Annotated in this window: 20 protein-coding genes and 1 pseudogene; 4 read left to right on the top strand and 17 right to left on the bottom strand. The window is 69.4% G+C overall.

The annotated features are described in order from the left end of the window. Window positions 1–141: 141 nt before the first annotated feature. The 4 genes from mftD to mftA are packed head-to-tail and all read right to left on the bottom strand — an operon-like array spanning window position 142 to window position 3,208. A complete protein-coding gene (mftD, locus tag QM809_RS07690) occupies window positions 142–1,359 on the bottom strand; it encodes a pre-mycofactocin synthase MftD (RefSeq protein ID WP_415045209.1) in 1,218 nt (405 codons plus the stop codon). Between the two features lie 54 nt (window positions 1,360–1,413). Next, window positions 1,414–2,736, bottom strand: coding sequence for a mycofactocin radical SAM maturase (mftC, locus tag QM809_RS07685; protein WP_415045208.1), 1,323 nt, complete (start codon window positions 2,734–2,736; stop codon window positions 1,414–1,416). A gap of 35 nt (window positions 2,737–2,771) precedes the next feature. Then, window positions 2,772–3,122: a mycofactocin biosynthesis chaperone MftB gene (gene mftB, locus QM809_RS07680; protein WP_415045207.1), complete on the bottom strand. Its 351-nt coding sequence runs from the start codon at window positions 3,120–3,122 to the stop codon at window positions 2,772–2,774. After that, window positions 3,122–3,208: a mycofactocin precursor MftA gene (mftA, locus tag QM809_RS07675; protein ID WP_415047033.1), complete on the bottom strand. Its 87-nt coding sequence runs from the start codon at window positions 3,206–3,208 to the stop codon at window positions 3,122–3,124. The genes mftB and mftA overlap by 1 nt, the downstream gene beginning before the upstream one ends. A gap of 116 nt (window positions 3,209–3,324) precedes the next feature. Between mftA and mftR the strand changes: the two genes are divergently transcribed. The 3 genes from mftR to QM809_RS07660 all read left to right on the top strand — a co-directional run bounded on the left by mftR (window position 3,325) and on the right by QM809_RS07660 (window position 5,182). Beyond that, window positions 3,325–3,924: a mycofactocin system transcriptional regulator gene (mftR, locus tag QM809_RS07670; RefSeq protein WP_415045206.1), complete on the top strand. Its 600-nt coding sequence runs from the start codon at window positions 3,325–3,327 to the stop codon at window positions 3,922–3,924. 181 nt (window positions 3,925–4,105) lie between these two features. Continuing rightward, a complete protein-coding gene (locus QM809_RS07665; protein ID WP_415045205.1) occupies window positions 4,106–4,798 on the top strand; it encodes a hypothetical protein in 693 nt (230 codons plus the stop codon). Between the two features lie 66 nt (window positions 4,799–4,864). Then, window positions 4,865–5,182, top strand: coding sequence for an XRE family transcriptional regulator (locus tag QM809_RS07660; protein ID WP_415045204.1), 318 nt, complete (start codon window positions 4,865–4,867; stop codon window positions 5,180–5,182). Window positions 5,183–5,247: 65 nt separating this feature from the next. Here QM809_RS07660 and QM809_RS07655 read toward each other — a convergent pair whose 3' ends face one another. The 10 genes and pseudogenes from QM809_RS07655 to QM809_RS07610 form a co-directional block, all read right to left on the bottom strand. Next, window positions 5,248–5,676 (bottom strand): hypothetical protein, encoded by a 429-nt coding sequence (locus QM809_RS07655; RefSeq protein WP_415045203.1) that lies wholly within the window; start codon window positions 5,674–5,676, stop codon window positions 5,248–5,250. Window positions 5,677–5,776: 100 nt separating this feature from the next. Beyond that, window positions 5,777–6,994, bottom strand: a complete 1,218-nt coding sequence (locus QM809_RS07650; protein WP_415045202.1) for a hypothetical protein — start codon at window positions 6,992–6,994, stop codon at window positions 5,777–5,779. Further along, window positions 6,991–7,515 carry a hypothetical protein gene (locus tag QM809_RS07645; protein ID WP_415045201.1) on the bottom strand — a complete coding sequence of 175 codons (525 nt, stop codon included), beginning with the start codon at window positions 7,513–7,515 and terminating at the stop codon, window positions 6,991–6,993. Before QM809_RS07645 ends, QM809_RS07650 begins: the two co-directional genes overlap by 4 nt. Continuing rightward, window positions 7,512–8,090 carry a hypothetical protein gene (locus QM809_RS07640; RefSeq protein ID WP_415045200.1) on the bottom strand — a complete coding sequence of 193 codons (579 nt, stop codon included), beginning with the start codon at window positions 8,088–8,090 and terminating at the stop codon, window positions 7,512–7,514. The genes QM809_RS07645 and QM809_RS07640 overlap by 4 nt, the downstream gene beginning before the upstream one ends. 9 nt (window positions 8,091–8,099) lie before the next feature. Further along, window positions 8,100–8,975 carry an SDR family oxidoreductase gene (locus tag QM809_RS07635; protein ID WP_415045199.1) on the bottom strand — a complete coding sequence of 292 codons (876 nt, stop codon included), beginning with the start codon at window positions 8,973–8,975 and terminating at the stop codon, window positions 8,100–8,102. Window positions 8,976–8,997: 22 nt separating this feature from the next. Next, window positions 8,998–9,589, bottom strand: a pseudogene (locus QM809_RS07630) (TetR/AcrR family transcriptional regulator). Next, window positions 9,589–10,929, bottom strand: a complete 1,341-nt coding sequence (locus tag QM809_RS07625) for a cytochrome P450 (RefSeq protein WP_415045198.1) — start codon at window positions 10,927–10,929, stop codon at window positions 9,589–9,591. Before QM809_RS07625 ends, QM809_RS07630 begins: the two are co-directional and overlap by 1 nt. 89 nt (window positions 10,930–11,018) lie before the next feature. After that, entirely contained in the window at window positions 11,019–11,630 is a 612-nt protein-coding gene (locus QM809_RS07620; RefSeq protein WP_415045197.1) for a hypothetical protein, read from the bottom strand. Between the two features lie 102 nt (window positions 11,631–11,732). After that, window positions 11,733–12,770: an o-succinylbenzoate synthase gene (locus QM809_RS07615; protein WP_415045196.1), complete on the bottom strand. Its 1,038-nt coding sequence runs from the start codon at window positions 12,768–12,770 to the stop codon at window positions 11,733–11,735. 799 nt (window positions 12,771–13,569) lie between these two features. Next, the gene (locus QM809_RS07610) at window positions 13,570–14,484 is read right to left on the bottom strand and encodes a hypothetical protein (protein WP_415045195.1); all 915 of its coding nucleotides are present in this window, start codon (window positions 14,482–14,484) and stop codon (window positions 13,570–13,572) included. Window positions 14,485–14,591: 107 nt separating this feature from the next. Here QM809_RS07610 and QM809_RS07605 point away from each other — a divergent pair, with 107 nt between their 5' ends. Next, the gene (locus QM809_RS07605) at window positions 14,592–15,269 is read left to right on the top strand and encodes a hypothetical protein (protein WP_415045194.1); all 678 of its coding nucleotides are present in this window, start codon (window positions 14,592–14,594) and stop codon (window positions 15,267–15,269) included. Here QM809_RS07605 and QM809_RS07600 read toward each other — a convergent pair. The 3 genes from QM809_RS07600 to fusA form a co-directional block, all read right to left on the bottom strand. Then, entirely contained in the window at window positions 15,253–15,948 is a 696-nt protein-coding gene (locus QM809_RS07600) for a hypothetical protein (RefSeq protein WP_415045193.1), read from the bottom strand. The genes QM809_RS07605 and QM809_RS07600 overlap by 17 nt on opposite strands. Before the next feature lie 164 nt (window positions 15,949–16,112). After that, a complete protein-coding gene (gene tuf, locus QM809_RS07595; protein ID WP_415045192.1) occupies window positions 16,113–17,303 on the bottom strand; it encodes an elongation factor Tu in 1,191 nt (396 codons plus the stop codon). A gap of 102 nt (window positions 17,304–17,405) precedes the next feature. Next, the gene (gene fusA / locus QM809_RS07590; protein WP_415045191.1) at window positions 17,406–19,511 is read right to left on the bottom strand and encodes an elongation factor G; all 2,106 of its coding nucleotides are present in this window, start codon (window positions 19,509–19,511) and stop codon (window positions 17,406–17,408) included. Between the last annotated feature and the right edge of the window lie 115 nt (window positions 19,512–19,626).

Below are 19,626 nucleotides of genomic sequence, written 5' to 3'. Positions count from 1 at the left end.
CCTCGTCACCTCGTTCCTCGACCGGCTCAGCCGTCGGGACGAGCAGGCTCGGACTCCGGTCGCGGCGAAGGACCCTCGCCGGTCGAGCGGAGTCGAGACCGTCGACAGACGTCCCATCCCGCCCCGCACGGGGCCGGGCGGTCAGTCTCCGAAGACGCGTTCGAAGCCCTCGGGGATGATCAGGTCCGAGCGGTCCAGCTCGGCCACGTCGGACCTGCCCAGGCCCATCATCGACGAGTCCAGACCCATCCGGAGCAGGTCGAGGACGTTCTCCACACCGGTCTGCCCGTTCGCGGCGAGACCCCACAGGTAGGCGCGGCCGATCATCACGGCCTTGGCGCCCATCGCCAGGGCCTTGGTCACGTCGCTGCCGCGGCGGATCCCGCCGTCGAGCAGGACGTCGAGCTGGTCGCCGACGGCGTCGGCGATCGGGCCGAGCACGCGGATGGTGGCCGGGGTGCCGTCGAGGTTGTTGCCGCCGTGGTTGGAGACCGAGATGGCGGTGGCGCCGATGTCCACCGCGCGCTTGGCATCGTCCATGCGCGTGATGCCCTTGACCATGAACTCGCCGCCCCACAGCTCCCGCAGCCACTGCAGATCCTCCCAGGTGGGCGGCGGGGTGTTCATCCACTGGTAGTAGACGTCGAAGAAGGTCGGTCCGGGGACGCCCTTCGCACCGATGTTGGGCGCCGACAGGTCGGGGATGATCAGCTTGCCGTCGCGGAACCAGCTCAGCGCGTAGCTCGGCTTGTTGATCATCTCCGGCGCCAGCTTGGCGACGGCCTTGAGGTCGACCTTCTCCGGGATCTCCGGGCTGCCCCAGTCGCGGCCGATGTTGAACACCCAGTCGGTGGTGACGATCAGGCCCTTGCAGCCGGCCTCGCGGGCCCGCTCCACGCGGGCGGCGATCTCCTCGCGGCTGCCCAGCCAGTAGATCTGGAAGAAGATCTTGTCGTTGACGGCGGTGACCTCCTCGACCGGCTTCGAGGCGAAGCTCGACAGACCCATCGCGGTGCCGCGGGCGGCGGCGGCCCGGGCCACCGCGACCTCGCCGTCCGGGTTGACGGCCTGCACACCGGTCGGCGAGATCATCACCGGGAAGGAGATCTCCTGACCCATCACCGTGGTCGTGAGGTTCCGTTCCGGGGTGGCGCCGACGACGTGCGGCGCGAAGCCGAGCTCGTTGAACGCCTCGTTGTTGTCGGTGACGGTGATGCCCGCCTGGGTGCCGGCCACCAGCGAGGAGTAGACCGTCTTCGGCAGGCGCTTGCGCGCACGACGCTGCGCCTCCCCGACCGTCTCGAACCACGGGTTACGACGCCACGGGTTCTGCTCCAGGATCTCGGACAGTTTCGACATTGTGTGTTTCAGACTTTCTCTATGGAGGTGAGCTGCAGAGTCTCTCCGGCGCCGTCAGTGTGTGCCGCAGCCGGTCGACGAGCAGCCGGTGGCGCTCGTCGGCATGAACCCGGCGAGCGGGTTCTCGTCGCAGTCGCGCGACGGCGGGCGAGTCATCAGCTTGAGCGGCACGCCGCGCGAGTGGTCCTTGTTGGCGGTCGGCTTGCTGCGGTCACCGGCGAGCAGCGTCTCGCCGAAGCCCTGTACGCACTCGGGGTCGGGGCCGTCGAGCGGCAGGCCGGTGAAGAACTTGGCCGCCATGCAGCCGCCGCGGCAGGCGTCGAAGTGCTGGCATTTGGTGCACGCACCGGCGCTCTGCGGCTCCCGCAGCTCGGTGAACAGGTCGCTGCGCTGCCAGATCTCCTGGAACCCGCCGTCGGTGGTGATGTTGCCGGCGAGGAAGTTCTCGTGGATGGCGAACGGGCAGGCGTAGACGTCGCCGACCGGGTCGATCAGGCAGACGACGCGGCCCGCACCGCACAGGTTGAGTCCGGGCAGACCGCTGCCGCCGCCCTTGCTGAACGCCGCGAGGTGGAAGAAGGAGTCGCCGGTGAGGACCCGGTCGCCGTGCTCCACGAGCCACTCGTAGAGGTCACGCTGCTGCTCGGGCAGCGGGTGCAGGTCGTCCCAGACGTCGGCGCCGCGGCCGGACGGGCGCAGGCGGGTGATGCGCAGAGTGGCGTCGTACTCGTCGGCCAGCGCCTTGAACTCGTCGAGCTGGGTGACGTTCTCGCGGGTCACCACGACGCTGATCTTGGCGTCCTTGAAGCCCGCGTTCTTCAGGTTCTCCAGGGCGCGCACGGCCATGGCGAACGAGCCCGGGCCGCGCACGGCGTCGTTCACCTCGGCCGTCGCTCCGTCGAGGGAGATCTGCACGTCGACGTAGTCGCTGGCCGCCAGGCGCTCGGCCACCTTCTGGTTGATCCGCAGGCCGTTGGTGGAGAACTTGACGCCCACCTGGTGGTCGACGGCGTAGTCGACCAGTTCCCAGAAGTCGGGGCGCACCGTGGGCTCGCCGCCGCCGATGTTCACGTAGAACACCTGCATGCGCTGCAGTTCGTCGATGATGGCCTTGCACTGCTCGGTGCTGAGTTCCCGCGGGTCCCGCTTGCCCGAACTGGAGAGGCAGTGGACGCATGCGAGGTTGCACGCGTAGGTCAGCTCCCAGGTGAGACAGATCGGAGCGTCCAGACCCTTCTCGAACTGGTCCACCAGGCGACCCACCTTCGGGGGCGCGGGGGCGGTCGCGACGGTCGGCAGGTCCAGGCGCGGGGCGGTCGGGGGCAGACCGGCGAGGGTGGTGGCCGGGGCGGGGCGGAGGGGTTCGAGTGTGGTCATCGCTGTCTCAACTTCTCGTCGCGGGTGGGCGGGGCCTACGTCGACCGGGTGATGATCATCCCGGAGTCGGCCAGGGAGGTCAGGGCTTGCAGATAGATCGGTCGTTCGACGTCGGCGATCCCCGCGGCCGCCAGCGCGGCCTCGGCGCTGGGATGGTCGGCGAGCGACTGCACCAGATCGACGACGACCAGGTTCTTCAGGAAGCTCAGCTTGCGCGTCCCGAAGTGGTAGAGCAGGGCCCCGAACGGCTCGGGGCGGATGGCCACCGACGGGTTCACCCGCCAGGCGGCCGCGAGATCGAAGCCCGCGGGCTCGTCGAGAGGTTCGGCGGACGTGCTTCCGGCGACGTTGACGTCGCCGGAAGCACTGATCGACGCGGTGGTCATCAGTAGACGCCGCACATCCCGTCGATGGAGACTTCCTCCACCAGCGATTCGGTGACGAGCTCGGTCTGGGTGTCCTTCTCGGCCATGTGAACCTACCTCCTTATTGAGTTACCAAGTGGTTCAGGACACACTGTAATGACACCGAGTGCATATTCAAGTCGAACCCGCTAGTAACATCGAAGACCTAGCCGAGAGGACAGGTATGAAGAGACCGGCGGGCCGCCCGCAGGCCACTTCACGCGCCGAACTCAGCAATCTCGCGATCGACCTGTTCACCGAGAAGGGCTTCGATGCGACCAGCGTCGACGACGTCGCGGCCGCCGGCGGCATCGCCCGCCGCACCCTGTTCCGGTACTTCCCGTCCAAGAACGCGATCCCCTGGGGCGACTTCGATCACCACCTGATGGAGATGCGGTTCCGGCTCGCCGAGACCCCCGGCGACCTCCCCCTCGGCGAGGCCCTCCGCCGCGCCCTGATCGCCTTCAACGACGTCCCCGCCGTCGAACACGAGCACCACCGTCGCCGGATGAGGCTGCTGCTGGGGGTTCCGGCCCTGCAGGCCCACTCGATGCTCATGTACGCCGACTGGCGGCAGATCATCGCCGAGTACACCGCCACCCGACTCCGCATGAAGCCCGACGACCACATCCCGCAGGCCGTCGCCTGGCAGATGCTGGGCGTCTCCCTGGCCGCCTACGAGCAGTGGCTCGCCGACTCGTCGTCGAACCTCGTCGACCTGCTCGACGCCGGCGCGGGCATGGTGATCGACGGCCTCTCCGCCCTCGATCCGCGGGCGGACTGAGACCGGCCCGCGCGGATCCCCGGCCCTCGGCTCGGCCGCCGGGACGCTCGACGACGCCTGTGGACGGGCACGCCTGTGGACGGGCGTGTCGCGTGCCCTTCTCCATGTCGCGTGCCGTCCATGACGTGCGACATGGAGAAGGGCACGCGACACGCAGTCACCGGATGCGACGATCGACGTCATGCCGCGCCCCGACTCTCCCGCTCCCGACTCCCCCGCAGCCCTCGGCCCCGCAGCCCTCGGCCCCGGGCTGCTCGCCGCCCTGCTCGCCGCGTGGGCGTTCACCGTGCTCGCGGTGGTGGGCGGCGACGAGTTGAGGGCGTACGACGACGGGCTCGCCGACCTCGACTCGGTCGCCTTCACCGCCGCGCTCCTGGTGCAGGCGGCCGCGACCCTCATCGTCGTGACGCTGCTGGCCCGCGCGACCCCCGCCGGGGTCCGGCCCTGGCGCATCGGGGCGATCGGCGCGCTCCTGCTGCCGGTGATGCTCGGCATCCCCGAGTCGCTGCGGCTCCTGGCGCGAGCCTCGCGCGGCGAGGCGGCGCGCGACGCGAAGTACGTGGGCACCGAGGACTGGGTGGTGATCGGACTGCTCGTGGCCGTCACCGCCCTGATCTTCTGGTGCCGGTCGGCGGCCCGTCGACGGTATGCGACGGCGAACGCCGCGACGCTCGGCGTGATCGTCCTCGGTCTCGCGTTCTCGGTCGTCGCCCGGCACCTGTTCCGGATCGCCCCGGACACCGGGAACGACGGCGTCTCGATCGCCTGGGTCCCGTTCGTCGCGCTTCCGCTGTGGCTCGTGCTCGCCGCGCTGATCTGCCACGCGGCCACCGCGTGGCTCGACGGCCGGCGCAGGGCGCCGCGCCCCCGGTGACCGGCCCCGGACGTCACCCGCGCGAAGCGACCGCGACCCGCACCCGGAGAATGCCATGATCGGGGCATGGCCGAGATCGAGTTCTACATGGACGGTTCACTGGCTCGCGCGGCCCGGCACCTGATCAAGGTGTCGCCGCGGACCATCGCGCACTACGCGGGCATCGAACCGCAGGTGCTGCGTCAGTACGAGAAGGGCGGCGACTGCCTCACCCCGGAGCAGGTCCAGGGCGTCACCGACGGCCTGGTGCACTACGGCGCGGTGTTCGTCCCCGAGGACGAGACCGGGGGCGTCGGCGTCCGCCGCAAGTTCACCCGCACCGGCGTCAAGATGATCGAGACCTGGGAGAGCGAGGGCGGCCCGGTCGCCGACGACGACATCTGAGACGACGACATCTGACGCGGACCGGCCCGCGGAACGATCCGCGGTGGGGCGACCCGCCAGGGCAGTCAGGCCGCGTCGAGGGTCTCCACGTCGGCGGCCTCCACCGGTGCGACGACGTCGCTCGGCCGCGGGCTCTTGCGCCACACGATCAGAGCGCCGACGATCATCGGGATCTGCAGCGGCAGGCGCGCCCACGCGACGGCCTTGAGCAGCGGGCTCTTGTCGACGAAGATCCGCACCGTGTTGACGTTCGCCGGGAACACCGCGAGGAAGAGCGCCGTCGCCAGCGCGGCCGCGGGTCGGCGCGTCTTCGCCGGGAGCAGTGCCGCGCCGATCCCCAGTTCGGCCACACCCGACGCGTAGGTCAGGGTGCGCGGATCGCCGGGGATCTCCTTAGGGATGATCGCGTCGAACGGCTTCGGCGCCACGAAGTGCGCCACCCCCATGAAGAGGAGGAGTCCGGACAGGGCCTTGGCGATGCGGTCGACGATCATGGGCTGAGATCTTACCGGCGCGACGTTCCGATCCGGCGGAACCCGGCCGTGCCGACGACGACGAGGGTCGGCGATGAGGGAGCCGACGCGTCGAAAGCCCCTACCGAGCGGCCACCGGCTCCAGTCGGGCCAGCCGCCACGCTCCGTCGAACCGGAGCATCGTGGCCCAGCGCGAGTGGGCGAGCCGCTCGGGCAGGCCGCCCTCCACCGTCACCGTCTGATCGACGAAGATCAGCACCCGCGCCCGGGAGTCGCTCAGTTCGGCGACGCCCGCGTCGAGCACCTCCGCGGTCATGGTGATCCGGGACGCCACCGCGCCGGGAAACACCGTGTCGGGGCCGCGCCCCAGGTAGTCGGCGGCGAGCGGACCGGTCAGCTCCGCCGCGACCGCGCGTCGTCGATCGTCCGCGTCCCGGTCGGGCGCGTAGGTCATCAGATCCGTCACCGCCGTCGCCGCGGCCCGGGCGACCGCGGCGCGCTCCCCGGTGCTCCCGTGATCCGCCACGCCCGCGGCGGCGCGGATCAGCACGATCCCGGCGCCGAGCGCGACCACCGCGGCCAGCACGATCGTCACGACCCATCGTCGAACGAACCGCCGGTCCTCGGGCAGCTCCCGCCAGGACCGGCGCGGCCGCGACGGCGCCGCGCCGCTCATGAGAATGCGCTCCGTGTCGTGCACCAGCCAGCGTTCCCCGGACCGGATCATCAGCACCCGCACCGTGATGCGCGCGGCGCCGGGAACGCCGCCGACCAGTTCGGGTGCGCTCGCCTGCGCCACCACCAGCACCGGCGTCGTTCCGCCGTCGGACGGCTGCACCCCCGCGGTGAGCACCTGCCCGGTCGTCGGCGCGCCGAATCCGGCCACCGCGGCGCGCAACTCCGTGTGCGCCCGGGTCGTCCGCTCCCGCTGGGCGCCGGTGCTCACCTCCAGCACGCCCCGCACGTAGGCGTCGGCGTGCACCGGATCGGCGGTCAGCATCCGGGTGATCGCCGCGGCCGCGGCGGCGCGGGCCGCCTCGTCGTCGGTCAGTCGGCGCCGGTCGTCGGCCCGCAGGGACGCCGTCCACGCGGCGGCGGCCAGCAGCACGACGACGAGCACCAGCGCCGCCGCCCCGAACAACCGCAGTGCGGCCCGACGTCGTCGGTCACGCGCCCGCAGCTCCGGGGTCGCCGCGATCCAGGCTTCGCGTTCGGCGCGGACGGCGTCGTCGTACTCCGCCCGGGCCCGCGCGAGTCGCGTGCCGCCGTTGCGTGTATCGCTGTTCGATGTTCCGCCGTCGCGTGCGGCGGCACCGTCCGTCGAGGAGTCCCCGCTCATCGCAGCTCGTCCAGGGCGTCGAGCAGCCAGACGCCGCGGTGGCGCGCGAAATCGGCCGACACCGTCGTGTCCCGGGCCGTCGGCTCCCCCGCCGTCGGCGTCACCGTCACCTGCACCACGAGCACTGCGGTCCCGGTGTCGTGCTGGACGTCGACGACGCCCACCTGCCTCGGCGCCCAGTCCACCGAACGCACCCCGGGCGGTGGATCCGCGGCGAGCGCGGCTCCGGCCGAGGCCTCGAACGTCTCGGTGACCAGCACGCGGGCCCGCTCCCGATCACGACGCCAGGTGTCCGCGCCGGCCGAGAACACCGCGGCCACCACCCGCCCGGCCTGACGCTGCAGTTCGGCGACACCGTCGACCCGCTCCGCGACCGGGGCCCGCCACCACACGGAGGCGACGAACAGGCTGAGCGACAGGAGCACCGCGAGCGTCGAACCGACCCACCACCGGGCCGCGCGGCCCGGCGGCAGCGGCGCTTCCAGTCGCCGGGTGATCGTGTCGACGGACCAGGACGTCATGGCAGAAAGGTCACCCCCGCCAGCTTCAGCCGGCCGTCTTCGGGCTGCACCACCACGCGCAGCCGCAGTTGCCGCGGTGCGGGCCCGTCCGGGGCCTCCGCCCGCAGTGTCGCGGTGAGCAGCACCACGCCGGCCGCGCCGTCGCGCACGGCGAGCACCGCCGCCTCGATCTGCGCCGTGCTCCGACCTCCCTGCTGCCGGGTGAAGCGCGTGTACGCCTCCGCCGACCGCACGAACGTGTCGTAGAACTCGCCGGTCGCCCCGGACAGGATCCGGCCGGCGCGGCGCTCGTCCTGCGCATCGGCGGAGAGCAGCAGTTCGGCACCGCTGCGCGCCGCCGCGACCATCTCGCGGTCGGAGAACTCCGCGTCCGCGACCGCCGCCCGCCACACCGTGAATCCGGCGCCGATCACCGCGAGCAGCGCGACCAGGACGAGGGCCGTCCGCGACCAGGGTGAGAGTCGGCGTCGTTCACCGGCCTCGTATTCGGCCTCCGCCAGCGCATCGCGTGCGGCCGCCCGCGCCGCCTGCGCCTCGCGCAGGCGCCGCTTCGCCTCTTTCGACCGGTCCGCCACGCGTCGACTCTAACCAAGCGGGTCCTGTCCGATCCGCGCGCTGTAGTCGGCCCGGGCCCGCCGGTCCGGATTCAGGAAGAGCGTGTCGGTCTCGGTGAGCGCGCGGAGTCGTCGTTTCAGCCCGTGCGGCAGGACCGTGTTGACACCGACCCAGCCCATCGACCGCGGCGCCGTCACCCGCACCCGCGGCCGGGCGATGATCCCGACCACCTCGCGCGCCACCTCCTCCGGCGAGACCGTGGTGACCAGCGCATTGGTCCCCAGCCCCGCGATCAGCCCGGTCCGGGTGAAGGTCGGCAGCACGGCCGAGACCCGGACGCCGTGCGGGGTCAGTTCGGCGTCGAGCGCCTCGGAGAACTCGATCACCCCGGCCTTCACCCCGTTGTAGACCGTCAGCCCCGGGTTGGGCAGCCGTCCGGCGATCGACGCGATGTTGACGATCTGCCCGTGACCGCGCTCGACCATCCGCCGGGCCGCGGCCTGGCTGCCCAGCATCACTCCGACCAGATCGATCTCGACGGTGCGCCGGATCAGCGCTTCACCGTAGTCGAGGAAACCGCCGACCGGCATGATCCCGGCGTTGTTCACCAGCACGTCGATCGGTCCGACCCGTTCCTCGACCGCGTCCAGGAAGGCGACGAACGACGACGTGTCGGTCACGTCCAGCACGATGCCCTCGATCCCGAGGCTCGCGGCGGACTCGCCGACCGCCGCGGCGTCGACGTCGCCGATCACCACGTGCGCTCCGGCCTCCGTCAGGAGGGCCGCGGTCTCCAGGCCGATGCCGCGCGCACCGCCGGTCACCGCGATCACCTCGCCCGTCAGTCGCTCGTGCACCTGCGCGAACCTGCGGGCGGCGCGGGTGCGCCGCATCGTCGTGAACATGGTCGGTTCGTCTCCTCCGCGATCAGTGGACCATCGGCGCCAGGAAGGCGGCGGCCATCGCCCGCACCGCTTCGGAGGTGCGCTCGGCCTCGTCGGACGCCGGGATCTCCAGATACGAGATCACCAGCCGCACATGCAGTTCCACGGCCTTGCGCAGATCCTTCTCCGGCATCGTCGCGCCGGCCTTGCGGAGCGACGTGGCGACGCGGTCGGTCACCATGTCGATGAACAACGCGCTCATCGACGCGGTCAGACCGCGGATCTCCGAATCCTGCCAGCACCATCCTGTTGAGCAGCGGGTCGTTCTCGATCATCGTGGCGCCGTGTGCGAACGCCTCCACGACGGCCTCCGACGGGCTCCGTCCGGCGACGGCCTCCTCGAGTTCGCGCATGCCGCGCTCGAAGGTGACGTTGGCGAGCGCGATCAGCAGGTTCTCCTTGCTCGGGAAACGCCGGTACAGCGTCGAACGACTGACGCCCGCGGCCTTGGCTATCGCATCCATGTTCGCCTGCCGCACACCCGTCTGGGTGAATTCGGTCGCGGCGGCGTCGAGAATGGCCTGTTCTTGTTCCTGGGGCGAACTGGTGACTCGCGCTTTTCGGGTCGCCGCCATCATCGACGCACCAGTGTCACGGGAAGACGGTCTTTCGGTACGGGCAGTGCACTGTAATCCATGGGTAGACGGTAACCCGCCGGAACGAACCATTCGAAATCGCGGAGGAGGTTATGCATGACGGCCTTGATCTCGATTTGACCGAAGTACAGGCCGATACATTTATGTACGCCTCCGCCGAACGGCATCCACGCCATCCGATGACCTCGGTCTTCCGCTCTTTCTGGTGAAAATCGTTGTGGGTCAAAGTGATTCGGATCAGTGAAGTACGTCTCGTCACGATGGTTCGACATCTGCGGAATCACCACCATGGAACCCTCCGGAATGTAGTGACCAAGGACCCGGGTGTCTTTCACCGCCACTCTCGGTTGCGCCGGAACCGGTGGGCACAGGCGCAGCGACTCCTTCATCACCGCATCCAGAACCGTCAATTCCCCGAGTTCGTCGTATTCGATGAACGGACCGAAGTCCATCGACTGCGAACGAGCCCGCGCCTGCCATTTCGGATGCTCCGCCAGTCGATAGGCCATTTGAGTCAGAGTGATGGTCGATGTGTCATGTGCGGCCATCAACACGAAGATCATGTGATTCACCACGTCCTCGTCGGTGAATCGGTGACCGTCGTCGCTCTCCGCATGGCACAGCACCGAGAACAGGTCCGGCGTCCGCGTCGCCCGCTTGGCGGCGATGTGCGCGTAGAAGAACTCCTCCAGCACCTTCCGCGAACGCAGCCCCTTCCACCAGCGGCCGCCCGGCACCGGTGCGCGCACCAGTGCGACGCCCGCGCGGACGGTCTCGATGAACGCCTTGTTCAACCGATCGGCCTCCGCCGGGGAGAGCTCGAGGCCGAGGAAGATCTCCAGTGCGATGTCGAGCGTGAGCTCCTTGAAGCGTTCCATCAGCAGCACCCGGCCGGCGGGGAAGCGCGCGACCCGGTCCAGGATCACCGGCTGCATCTCGGCGTAGTAGCTGCGCAGCACGTCCGGGGTGAAGGCCTGCTGCATGATGCGCCGGTGGTGCCGGTGCTCGTCGAAGTCGAGCAGCATGATCCCGCGAGGAAAGAACGGCCCGATGAAGTGGCTCCAGGCCGGGGCGTTGGCGAAGGCCTTGTCCTTGTTCACCAGGATCTGGCGCGCCGCCTCCGCGCCGCAGGCGGTGACCATCCGCACGCCGAAGGCGTTGATCCCGAAGACGTCGCCGTAACACGCACGGCGCACCTCGGTGAACGCGAACGGGTCGCGCCGCATGGCCAGCACCTCGAGGACTCCGTTACGATCGCTGACCGGCACCGGGAGCAGGCCGCTGCCCGCGGCGGGCTCGGCGAGAAGCGAAGTGGCCATGACTGATCCTCCTCTGGAACGACCGCACTGTGAAGCGGCTCACTCCAATTGGAACAGATCTGCTCTTCCGTTTCTAGTGCTCGGCCGAATCAGCCCCGGGTGACGTCGTTCCCCCGCGCCGTCACCGAGGCGTTCGACAGCGTGAACCCGTTCCCGCCCAGGTCGCACGACACGGTGTCCGCCGCGGTGATCGTGCAGACCGCCGGGCCCGAGCCGACCTTCGTTCCCACCGGAGCGGTGGGAAAGGAGTCCGCGGTGCGCCGGAACACCCAGCCGCCGGTGCAGACTCCCCGCGCGACCCACCCGGCACCCAACGCCGCCGCACCGCCCATCCGGCTCGCTCCCCCGCTGCAGCCGGCCAGATTCGGCCGCGCGATGGCCGACTGCGTGCGGAGACAGGCGAAGTCGGGTCTGCCGTCGTACCCGCCGTAGTCACCGGCGATCGCCGCCTCGCTCCCGCAACGGGTCTGCCCGTCCGGGGTCTGGAAGTACTGCATCGGCGTCAGCTGCGGCGCGGGAGTCTGCACCGTCGTCCCGGCCGCCGTCGGCGGCGACTCCGACGGCGGCGCCACCGGATTCCCCTGCGCATCGACGTAGACCACCTCGGTCGCGACACCTGCGCTCCCCGAGTCCGACGACGAGCATCCCGCGACCAGCGCCACCGCAGCACACCCGGCCGCCATCCATCCGTTCCGCCTCACCTCGTCAGCCTGTCACACCTCGTCACACGCAGACGGCGGACTCGTGTGGACCGGGTCCACACGAGTCCGCCGTCTGCGTGTCGTCAGAGGGCGTCGCCGACGTCAGCGCGTCGCCAGGATCGCGTGGCAGCGGCGGAGCCGCTCCTCCCACCACGCCCGACGGTCCGGTGCGGCCAGCGGCAGGTCGTCGTCGGGCTGCAGGAGCCTCGGACGCACCGCGCCCCGGTACGGCGTGAACGACGGCGCGACATCACGCTCGAACATCGCCCCGGTGCCGAGCCCGCAGGCCAGGTCGAGCTGCGGGAGCGCCGCCGCGGCGGCCACCGACGCCGACATGCCGATCGCCGAATCGAGCGCCGACGAGATCACCACGTCCATCTTCAGCGCGTTCCGGAGCGCCAGCACCTTCCGCATTCCGCCGAGCGGCGCCACCTTGAGCACCGCGATGTCCGCCGCACCGGCCTTCGACACCAGCAGCGGGTCCTCGGCCCGACGGATCGACTCGTCGGCGGCGACGGGCACGTCCACCACGCGGCGCACGGCGGCGAGCTCCTTCACCGTCGCACACGGCTGCTCCACGTACTCCACGTCGCCGATGGCCTCGATCGACTCGATCGCCGTCGGCACGTCCCAGGCGCCGTTGGCGTCGATCCGGACGTTCGGGATCAGTTCGCGGACGGCGGCCACGCGCTGCACGTCGTCGTCGAGGGTCTGTCCGGTCTCGGCCACCTTGACCTTCGCGGTCGTGGCCCCCGGGTACCGGGCGAGGATCTCGGCGACCTCGTCGGCGGGCACCGCGGGGACGGTCGCGTTGACCGGCACGGTGTCCCGGACCGCGGGCGGCGGTCCCTGCCAGGCCTGTTCGATGCCCGCGGCGAGCCAGTTCGCGGCCTCGGCGTCGTCGTATTCGACGAACGGCCCGAACTCTCCCCACCCCTTGATCCCGCGGAACAGCATGGTCTCCCGCACGGTGATCCCGCGGAACCGGGTGCGCATCGGCAGCGCGACCACCACCGCGCTCTCCAGGATCAGATCGACCGGCGGCAGTTGCGGCTTGCTCGAGCGGACCACGAACGTGGGCATCTCACTCGACTTGCCTTGGATCGCGAAGGGATTGGCGGCACCCGGCTGATAGACCATGCATCCGACCCTACCGAGCCGCCGCCGTTCGTCGGGCTACGACGCGGGCGGCCGCGACGACGAGGGGTTCGCACCGAAGGCGGGATCGAGCAGCACGCCCAACCAGGCGAACGCCACACCGGACACCGCCGTCGGCACGACGATGCTCAGGAATCCGACGACGGCGGCACCCAGCCAGTCCCCGAGTTCGTCCCCGCCGACGACGACGCCGGACGCCCAAGACCACGCCGTTCTTGCGTTCTCCCGGCGCGGGGCACGACGCGGCAGGCACCGGAACCCCGGGCCCGAGGTTCGACTGCGGCCCCGGATACGGGGGCCGCACCGGATACGGGGACTGCCCGGCGCGGAAGTCCCGCGGTGCCGGGTCCTCCGGCACCGCGTACTGCGGTACCCGATTCAGTGGTCCCGGATGCGGGGGTCCAGGATGCGGGGGCGCTCGGTGCGGAGGCGCCGGATGCGATCGCGGCGGGGATCCCGGCGGCGCACCGGCCGGACCGCTCCGTCCCGGAGCGGGAGGCCGACTCGCCGGGTGTGGACCGTACGGCGGCCTCGGCGGCGGGCCCGGCCGTCCGGCAGGCGGCGACGGCCGATTCATCGACCGACCCCGTCCCGCCGCGTTCCGGCGTGCCGGTCGCTCCCGAACGAGTCCCGCGGTCGAGGCCGGTATCGCCGATGCCCGACGAACACCGGCCGACAGAAGAGAGCCGAGGGCATGTCGTCGTCCTTTCCACGCTGACGGCCGGTGTTCGCCGGCATCCGCTCACACCCGGACACGAGACTCGGTCTCGGCCGACCGTCGTCACTCGAACGGGCAGTGCTCGCCTTCTTCGACGCGGGGATACGCCAGCAAGATCGTGATCTCGTCATCGACGCCGAACACCGCACCGATCAGTCGTCCGGTCTCCTCGTTGCGGTAGAAGTCGGCCTCGCCGCCTCCGGAAGTCCAGCAGGACAAATGCGGGTGCCCCTCATACGCGGACGCCATCTGGTCACGCGTCGAGCCGAGCCTGATTCCCTTGTCCGTCGCGTACCACCGGATGGCCACGATGGTCCCGTCCGGGTCCGCCTGCAGGTAGGCGTCACTACGACCCGAGGTCTGCGGCCGGAAGTAGTAGAACTCGGTCCCGGTCGGATGAAGGCCGACGCCCGCCACCTCCTTGTCGACGTAGGTCGCCGGGATCTTCGACGATCGATCCCCGAGATACACCCCGCCGACGCCCCCGAAGGTCAGCAGACTGTCCGGGTTCAGCGTCACCTGCTCGTCCGACGACGACGGTTCCGCCCGGTTCCCCTGACAGATGTCCGTGCCGCCGCCCGCCGACAGCGTCTCCCTCGTGAGGGAACGGTTCAGTTCCCGGTAGGCCCACCGGCCTTCGCACCAACCGAGATCGGAGGCCAGCACCCAGGTCGTGCTCCGCGGGTTCCCCGCACCGTCGTTCTGGGTCAGTCCCCTGCCGACGGCCTCCTCCCCGCCCCACGACTCCCACATCAGGTCGCCGACGGTGCTCGCCGCCGTCGACGCGAGAGAGATTCCGGCGGGCTTCACCGCGCCGAAACCGGTCGCGCTCAGCTGGAAACCGTCCCGCCCGAGCACCGGCTCCGGCTTCTCCGGTTCCTGGTCGCCGACCGCCGACGAACAGCCTGCCGACACGAACACCAGGATCAGCGACACCGCGAGTCTCAGACATCTCGACACCGGACCATTGAACGTCATACGACCCGATCCGGGTGGGCCCGTTTCACGATGTTCGCCCGTTCGGCCGACACGGCGGAACGACGACGCCCGTATAAGCTGGCTTCCGGAGTCTGTGAGGTCTGCGTATGAAGAAGACGGCGACCGCCGTGATCGCGGCGGTCATATCGGTCCTGGTCCCGTCGGGCCTCGGTCCCGCATCCCTCGTCCCGAAAGCCGCCGCCGCGCCGGAGACGCACTGCACCAAACCCGCCATCATCGGTGCGAGCAGCGCCGACTACGGCATGGGTGCTCGCGTCGAGATCCTGCGCTCGCTGAAGGGACGCGGGATCCCCTACTTCCTCAGCACCTCCGCGGGCCGCACCGTCTACCGCCCCGGTCACGGCACCGACCGTCGGCACGGCAGCGGGCTGCACACGGTGGACGTGGCCAAACAGGCCGGTGCCACCTGCTTCGTCATCGAGTTCGGCGCCACCGAGGCCGCCCGGGCGAACGGCGACCGGGCTCGGCTGGCCCGCGCCATCGACGCGATGATGACGAGGATCGGCCCCGACTACCGCGTCGACTGGATCACTCCGAAGACCCGCGTCTACAGCGGACCGTTCTCGGACCGGAACATGAACGCCTTCCGCCTCGAGTTCTCGCGCGCCACCCGCCGCTACGAGAACCTCGACGTGAACCACTGGGAGCGCATCCCCGAGACCACGCTGCTCTGGTGGCGACCGGACTTCGTCCACCTGCAAGAGGGTTCCAAGGTGCGCGGCCCGTACATCGTCGACTCGGCGTTCATCAACCGCTCCCGATAGGCCCGCCGACGGGGCGCCTGATCCTGCGGTCGAGACGGGCCGCCGCCGACGCGGTGAGCACGAAGACGATCACCGTCGCCACGTCGACTATCACCAGGGCCGACACGAATCCGCCGAGGCCCACCATCGCCACCTCCTCGTCGACGCCCAGGGTGAGCGGGATCAGTCCCGCCAGCGCGCCGCCGATCGGCGCGAGCACGAGGACCCGACGGTGCCGGCCGCGGCCGAGCATCCAGGCCGCGAGGAGCAGACCTCCGGTGATCGCGGTCGGCACGGCGGCCCAGCTCCACACGCTCCGCCAGATGTGCGAGGCCCACTCGGGCGCCGGGCGGTACTCCCAGGGGTCCGCGGCGTTCCAGACGACGACGAGTCCGATCGCACCGAGGAGCGTCACGCCTCCCGCCGCGATCGCCGCCCGCACGACCGCTCGCCGCGCGGATGCGTCGGCGGCGAGGACGATCAGCGCGGCGACCACGCAGACACCGGTCACCAGAGCGCTCTGGATGATCACCACCGATTCCACGCTCAACGATGGATGCCCCATCTCCAGTGGCAGCGCCAGCGTCCGTTCCTCGCCGATCCGGTAGCCGAGTCCCCGGACCACCACGAACGCGCACGCGGCGACCACCGCGACCGCCACCGGGAAGCCGCACCGCTCCCGCACCCGCCCAGCACTCACGAACGACCTCCCCTTCCGACGACCTCCACCGTACGGACCCCACGATGCACGGAACGCCCGCCCCGCACGAAGCGGGACGGGCGTTCTGCGATGCCCTTCGACGAACTCGGAGCGGAATGACGCCGCTCGGAGAGCCGTCGAGTCAAGCCATCAGAGAGTCGGACTCACTTGATGATCTTGGTGACGCGGCCGGCACCGACGGTGCGGCCACCCTCGCGGATGGCGAAGCGCAGGCCCTCGTCCATGGCGACCGGCTGGATGAGCTTGACGGTCATCTCGGTGTTGTCGCCCGGCATGACCATCTCGGTGCCCTCGGGGAGGGTCACGACGCCGGTCACGTCCGTGGTGCGGAAGTAGAACTGCGGACGGTAGTTGTTGAAGAACGGGGTGTGGCGGCCGCCCTCGTCCTTCGACAGGATGTACGCCTGGCCCTCGAACTCGGTGTGCGGGGTGGTGGTGCCCGGCGCGACGATGACCTGACCGCGCTCCACGTCCTCACGCTTGAGGCCGCGCAGCAGCAGACCGGCGTTGTCGCCGGCCTGGGCCGAGTCGAGCAGCTTGTGGAACATCTCGATACCGGTGACGGTGGTCTTGGTGCTCTTCTCGCGGATGCCGACGATCTCGACCTCGGCGTTCACGTTGATCTCGCCGCGCTCCACACGACCGGTCACGACGGTGCCGCGGCCGGTGATGGTGAAGACGTCCTCGACGGGCATCAGGAACGGCTTGTCGGTCTCGCGGACGGGGTCCGGCACCGACTCGTCGACGGCGGCCATCAGGTCCTGGATCGACTTGACCCACTTCTCGTCGCCCTCGAGTGCCTTCAGCGCCGAGATCGGGACGACCGGAGCGTCCTCGTCGAACTCCTGGGCGGCCAGCAGTTCGCGGACCTCCATCTCGACGAGCTCCATGATCTCCTCGTCGTCGACCATGTCGGCCTTGTTGAGGGCGACCAGGATGTAAGGCACGCCGACCTGACGAGCGAGCAGCACGTGCTCACGGGTCTGCGGCATCGGGCCGTCGGTGGCGGCCACGACCAGGATCGCACCGTCCATCTGAGCGGCGCCGGTGATCATGTTCTTGATGTAGTCGGCGTGACCGGGGGCGTCGACGTGAGCGTAGTGACGCTTCTCGGTCTGGTACTCGACGTGGGAGATGTTGATCGTGATACCACGAGCCTTCTCCTCCGGCGCCTTGTCGATCTGATCGAAAGCGAAGCTCTCGTTCAGGTCGGGGTACTGGTCGGCCAGCACCTTGGTGATGGCAGCCGTGGTGGTGGTCTTGCCGTGGTCGACGTGACCGATGGTGCCGATGTTCACGTGCGGCTTGGTCCGCTCGAACTTCGCCTTGCCCACTTGTGTCCTCCTGGACTCGGGTCTACCGGGGCGTTCCCGGCAGAGGTGGATTTACAGTTTATTGCGCCGGAGCGCAGTCCGCGTCGGCGGGTCGGGACGAGATTACTCGCCCGTCGCCTTCGCGATGATCTCCTTCGAGACGTTCGCCGGAACCTCGGCGTACGAATCGAAAACCATGGAGTAGTTTGCCCGGCCCTGAGTCTTCGACCGCAGGTCTCCGATGTAGCCGAACATCTCCGACAGCGGCACCTGAGCCTTGACGACTCGTGCACCGCTGCGCTCCTCCATGGCCTGGATCTGGCCACGGCGGGAGTTCAGGTCGCCGATCACATCACCCATGTAGTCCTCCGGAGTCGTGACCTCGACGGCCATGATCGGCTCCAGGATGACGGGCTGTGCCATCCGCGCGGCCTCCTTGAGGGCCTGCGAACCGGCGATCTTGAAGGCCATCTCCGAGGAGTCGACGTCGTGGTACTGACCGTCGAGCAGGGTGACCTTCAGGTTGACCAGCGGGTAGCCGGCGAGGACGCCGTACTGCATCGCGTCCTGCGCACCGGCATCCACCGAGGGGATGTACTCGCGCGGGACGCGGCCGCCGGTCACGGCGTTGTCGAACTCGTAGGTGGCGCCGTCCTCGGCGTCGACCAGCGGCTCGAGCTTGATCTGGACCTTCGCGAACTGGCCCGATCCACCCGTCTGCTTCTTGTGGGTGTAATCGTGCTTCTCGACGGTCTTGCGGATCGTCTCGCGGTAGGCCACCTGCGGCTTGCCGACGTTGGCCTCGACCTTGAACTCGCGCTTCATGCGGTCGACCAGGATGTCGAGGTGGAGCTCGCCCATGCCGCCGATGACGGTCTGGCCGGTCTCGTCGTCCAGCTGCACCGAGAAGGTCGGATCCTCTTCGGCGAGCTTCTGGATCGCGGTGCCCAGCTTCTCCTGGTCGGACTTGGTCTTCGGCTCGATCGAGACGTTGATGACCGGGTCCGGGAAGGTCATGGACTCCAGGACGATCGGGGCGCTCGGATCGCACAGGGTGTCGCCGGTGGTGGTGTCCTTGAGGCCGATCATCGCGTAGATGTGGCCGGCCACCGCGTCGTCGACGGGCATCTCCTTGTTGGCATGCATCTGGAAGAGCTTGCCGATGCGCTCCTTCTTGCCCTTGGTCGCATTCATGACCTGGGTGCCCGGATCGACCTTGCCCGAGTAGACGCGGACGAAGGTGAGCTTGCCGAAGAACGGGTGCGCGGCGATCTTGAACGCCAGTGCCGAGAACGGCTCGTCCTTGCTCGGCTTGCGGGTGAGGACCGACTCCTCGTCACCGGGGACGTGGCCCTCGATCTCGCCGATGTCCAGCGGGTTCGGGAGGTAGTCGATGACGGCGTCGAGCATGGGCTGAACGCCCTTGTTCTTGAACGCCGAACCGCACAGCACCGGGTAGATCTCGGAGTTGATCGTCATCTTGCGGATGGCGCCCTTGATCTCCTCGACCGTGAGCTCCTCGCCGGAGAAGTACTTCTCCATGAGGGCCTCGTCGGACTCGGCGACCGTCTCCAGCAGCTTCTCGCGGTACTCCTCGGCCCGCTCCTGCAGGTCGGCCGGGATCTCCTCGATGGTCGGCTCGGCGCCGATCTCGACGGTGCCGCGCCAGGTGATGGCGTTCATGTTGATCAGGTCGACGACGCCGTCGAAGGCATCCTCGGCACCGATCGGGAGCTGCATGACCAGCGGCTTCGCGCCCAGACGATCGATGATCGTCTGCACGGTGAAGTAGAAGTCCGCGCCCATCTTGTCCATCTTGTTGACGAAGCAGATGCGGGGGACGTCGTACTTGGTGGCCTGGCGCCAGACCTGCTCGGACTGGGGCTCGACGCCCTCCTTGCCGTCGAAGACGGCGACGGCGCCGTCGAGCACGCGGAGGGCGCGCTCGACCTCGACGGTGAAGTCGACGTGGCCGGGGGTGTCGATGACGTTGATCTGGTTCTTGTTCCAGAAGCAGGTCACGGCGGCGGAGGTGATGGTGATACCACGCTCCTTCTCCTGCTCCATCCAGTCGGTGGTCGAGGCACCGTCGTGGGTCTCACCGATCTTGTAGTTCACACCCGTGTAGTAGAGGATGCGCTCGGTGGTGGTGGTCTTACCGGCATCGATGTGCGCCATGATGCCGATGTTGCGGACCTTGGTGAGGTCGTTCAGCACTTCCTGTGCCACGGGGTTCCCTTCGGGAGAATTCTCAGTCTGTCTGTCGTCCCGGCGGTACCGGGAGGCTGTGTCGTCGTCTCGGCGAAGCCGGGGCGACAGCGAAGCCGGTGGGCCTGCGCGAGAC

The organism is Gordonia sp. (in: high G+C Gram-positive bacteria), from assembly GCF_047600385.1.
GTDB lineage: Bacteria > Actinomycetota > Actinomycetes > Mycobacteriales > Mycobacteriaceae > Gordonia.
The sequence above is the reverse complement of the archived record's forward strand: the minus strand, read 5'-3'. Positions and strand labels throughout refer to the sequence as shown.

Bases quoted from the DNA above. Each gene is read 5' to 3' on its own strand.
- mftR (WP_415045206.1), top strand. From the start codon at position 3,325: ATGAAGAGACCGGCGGGCCGCCCGCAGGCCACTTCACGCGCCGAACTC.
- mftA (WP_415047033.1), bottom strand. From the start codon at position 3,208: ATGGCCGAGAAGGACACCCAGACCGAGCTCGTCACCGAATCGCTGGTG.
- QM809_RS07650 (WP_415045202.1), bottom strand. From the start codon at position 6,994: ATGAGCGGGGACTCCTCGACGGACGGTGCCGCCGCACGCGACGGCGGA.
- mftB (WP_415045207.1), bottom strand. From the start codon at position 3,122: ATGACCACCGCGTCGATCAGTGCTTCCGGCGACGTCAACGTCGCCGGA.
- QM809_RS07660 (WP_415045204.1), top strand. From the start codon at position 4,865: ATGGCCGAGATCGAGTTCTACATGGACGGTTCACTGGCTCGCGCGGCC.
- QM809_RS07625 (WP_415045198.1), bottom strand. From the start codon at position 10,929: ATGGCCACTTCGCTTCTCGCCGAGCCCGCCGCGGGCAGCGGCCTGCTC.
- QM809_RS07605 (WP_415045194.1), top strand. From the start codon at position 14,592: ATGAAGAAGACGGCGACCGCCGTGATCGCGGCGGTCATATCGGTCCTG.
- mftC (WP_415045208.1), bottom strand. From the start codon at position 2,736: ATGACCACACTCGAACCCCTCCGCCCCGCCCCGGCCACCACCCTCGCC.
- QM809_RS07655 (WP_415045203.1), bottom strand. From the start codon at position 5,676: ATGATCGTCGACCGCATCGCCAAGGCCCTGTCCGGACTCCTCCTCTTC.
- QM809_RS07615 (WP_415045196.1), bottom strand. From the start codon at position 12,770: ATGGTCTATCAGCCGGGTGCCGCCAATCCCTTCGCGATCCAAGGCAAG.
- QM809_RS07645 (WP_415045201.1), bottom strand. From the start codon at position 7,515: ATGACGTCCTGGTCCGTCGACACGATCACCCGGCGACTGGAAGCGCCG.
- QM809_RS07665 (WP_415045205.1), top strand. From the start codon at position 4,106: ATGCCGCGCCCCGACTCTCCCGCTCCCGACTCCCCCGCAGCCCTCGGC.
- mftD (WP_415045209.1), bottom strand. From the start codon at position 1,359: ATGTCGAAACTGTCCGAGATCCTGGAGCAGAACCCGTGGCGTCGTAAC.
- QM809_RS07610 (WP_415045195.1), bottom strand. From the start codon at position 14,484: ATGACGTTCAATGGTCCGGTGTCGAGATGTCTGAGACTCGCGGTGTCG.
- QM809_RS07635 (WP_415045199.1), bottom strand. From the start codon at position 8,975: ATGTTCACGACGATGCGGCGCACCCGCGCCGCCCGCAGGTTCGCGCAG.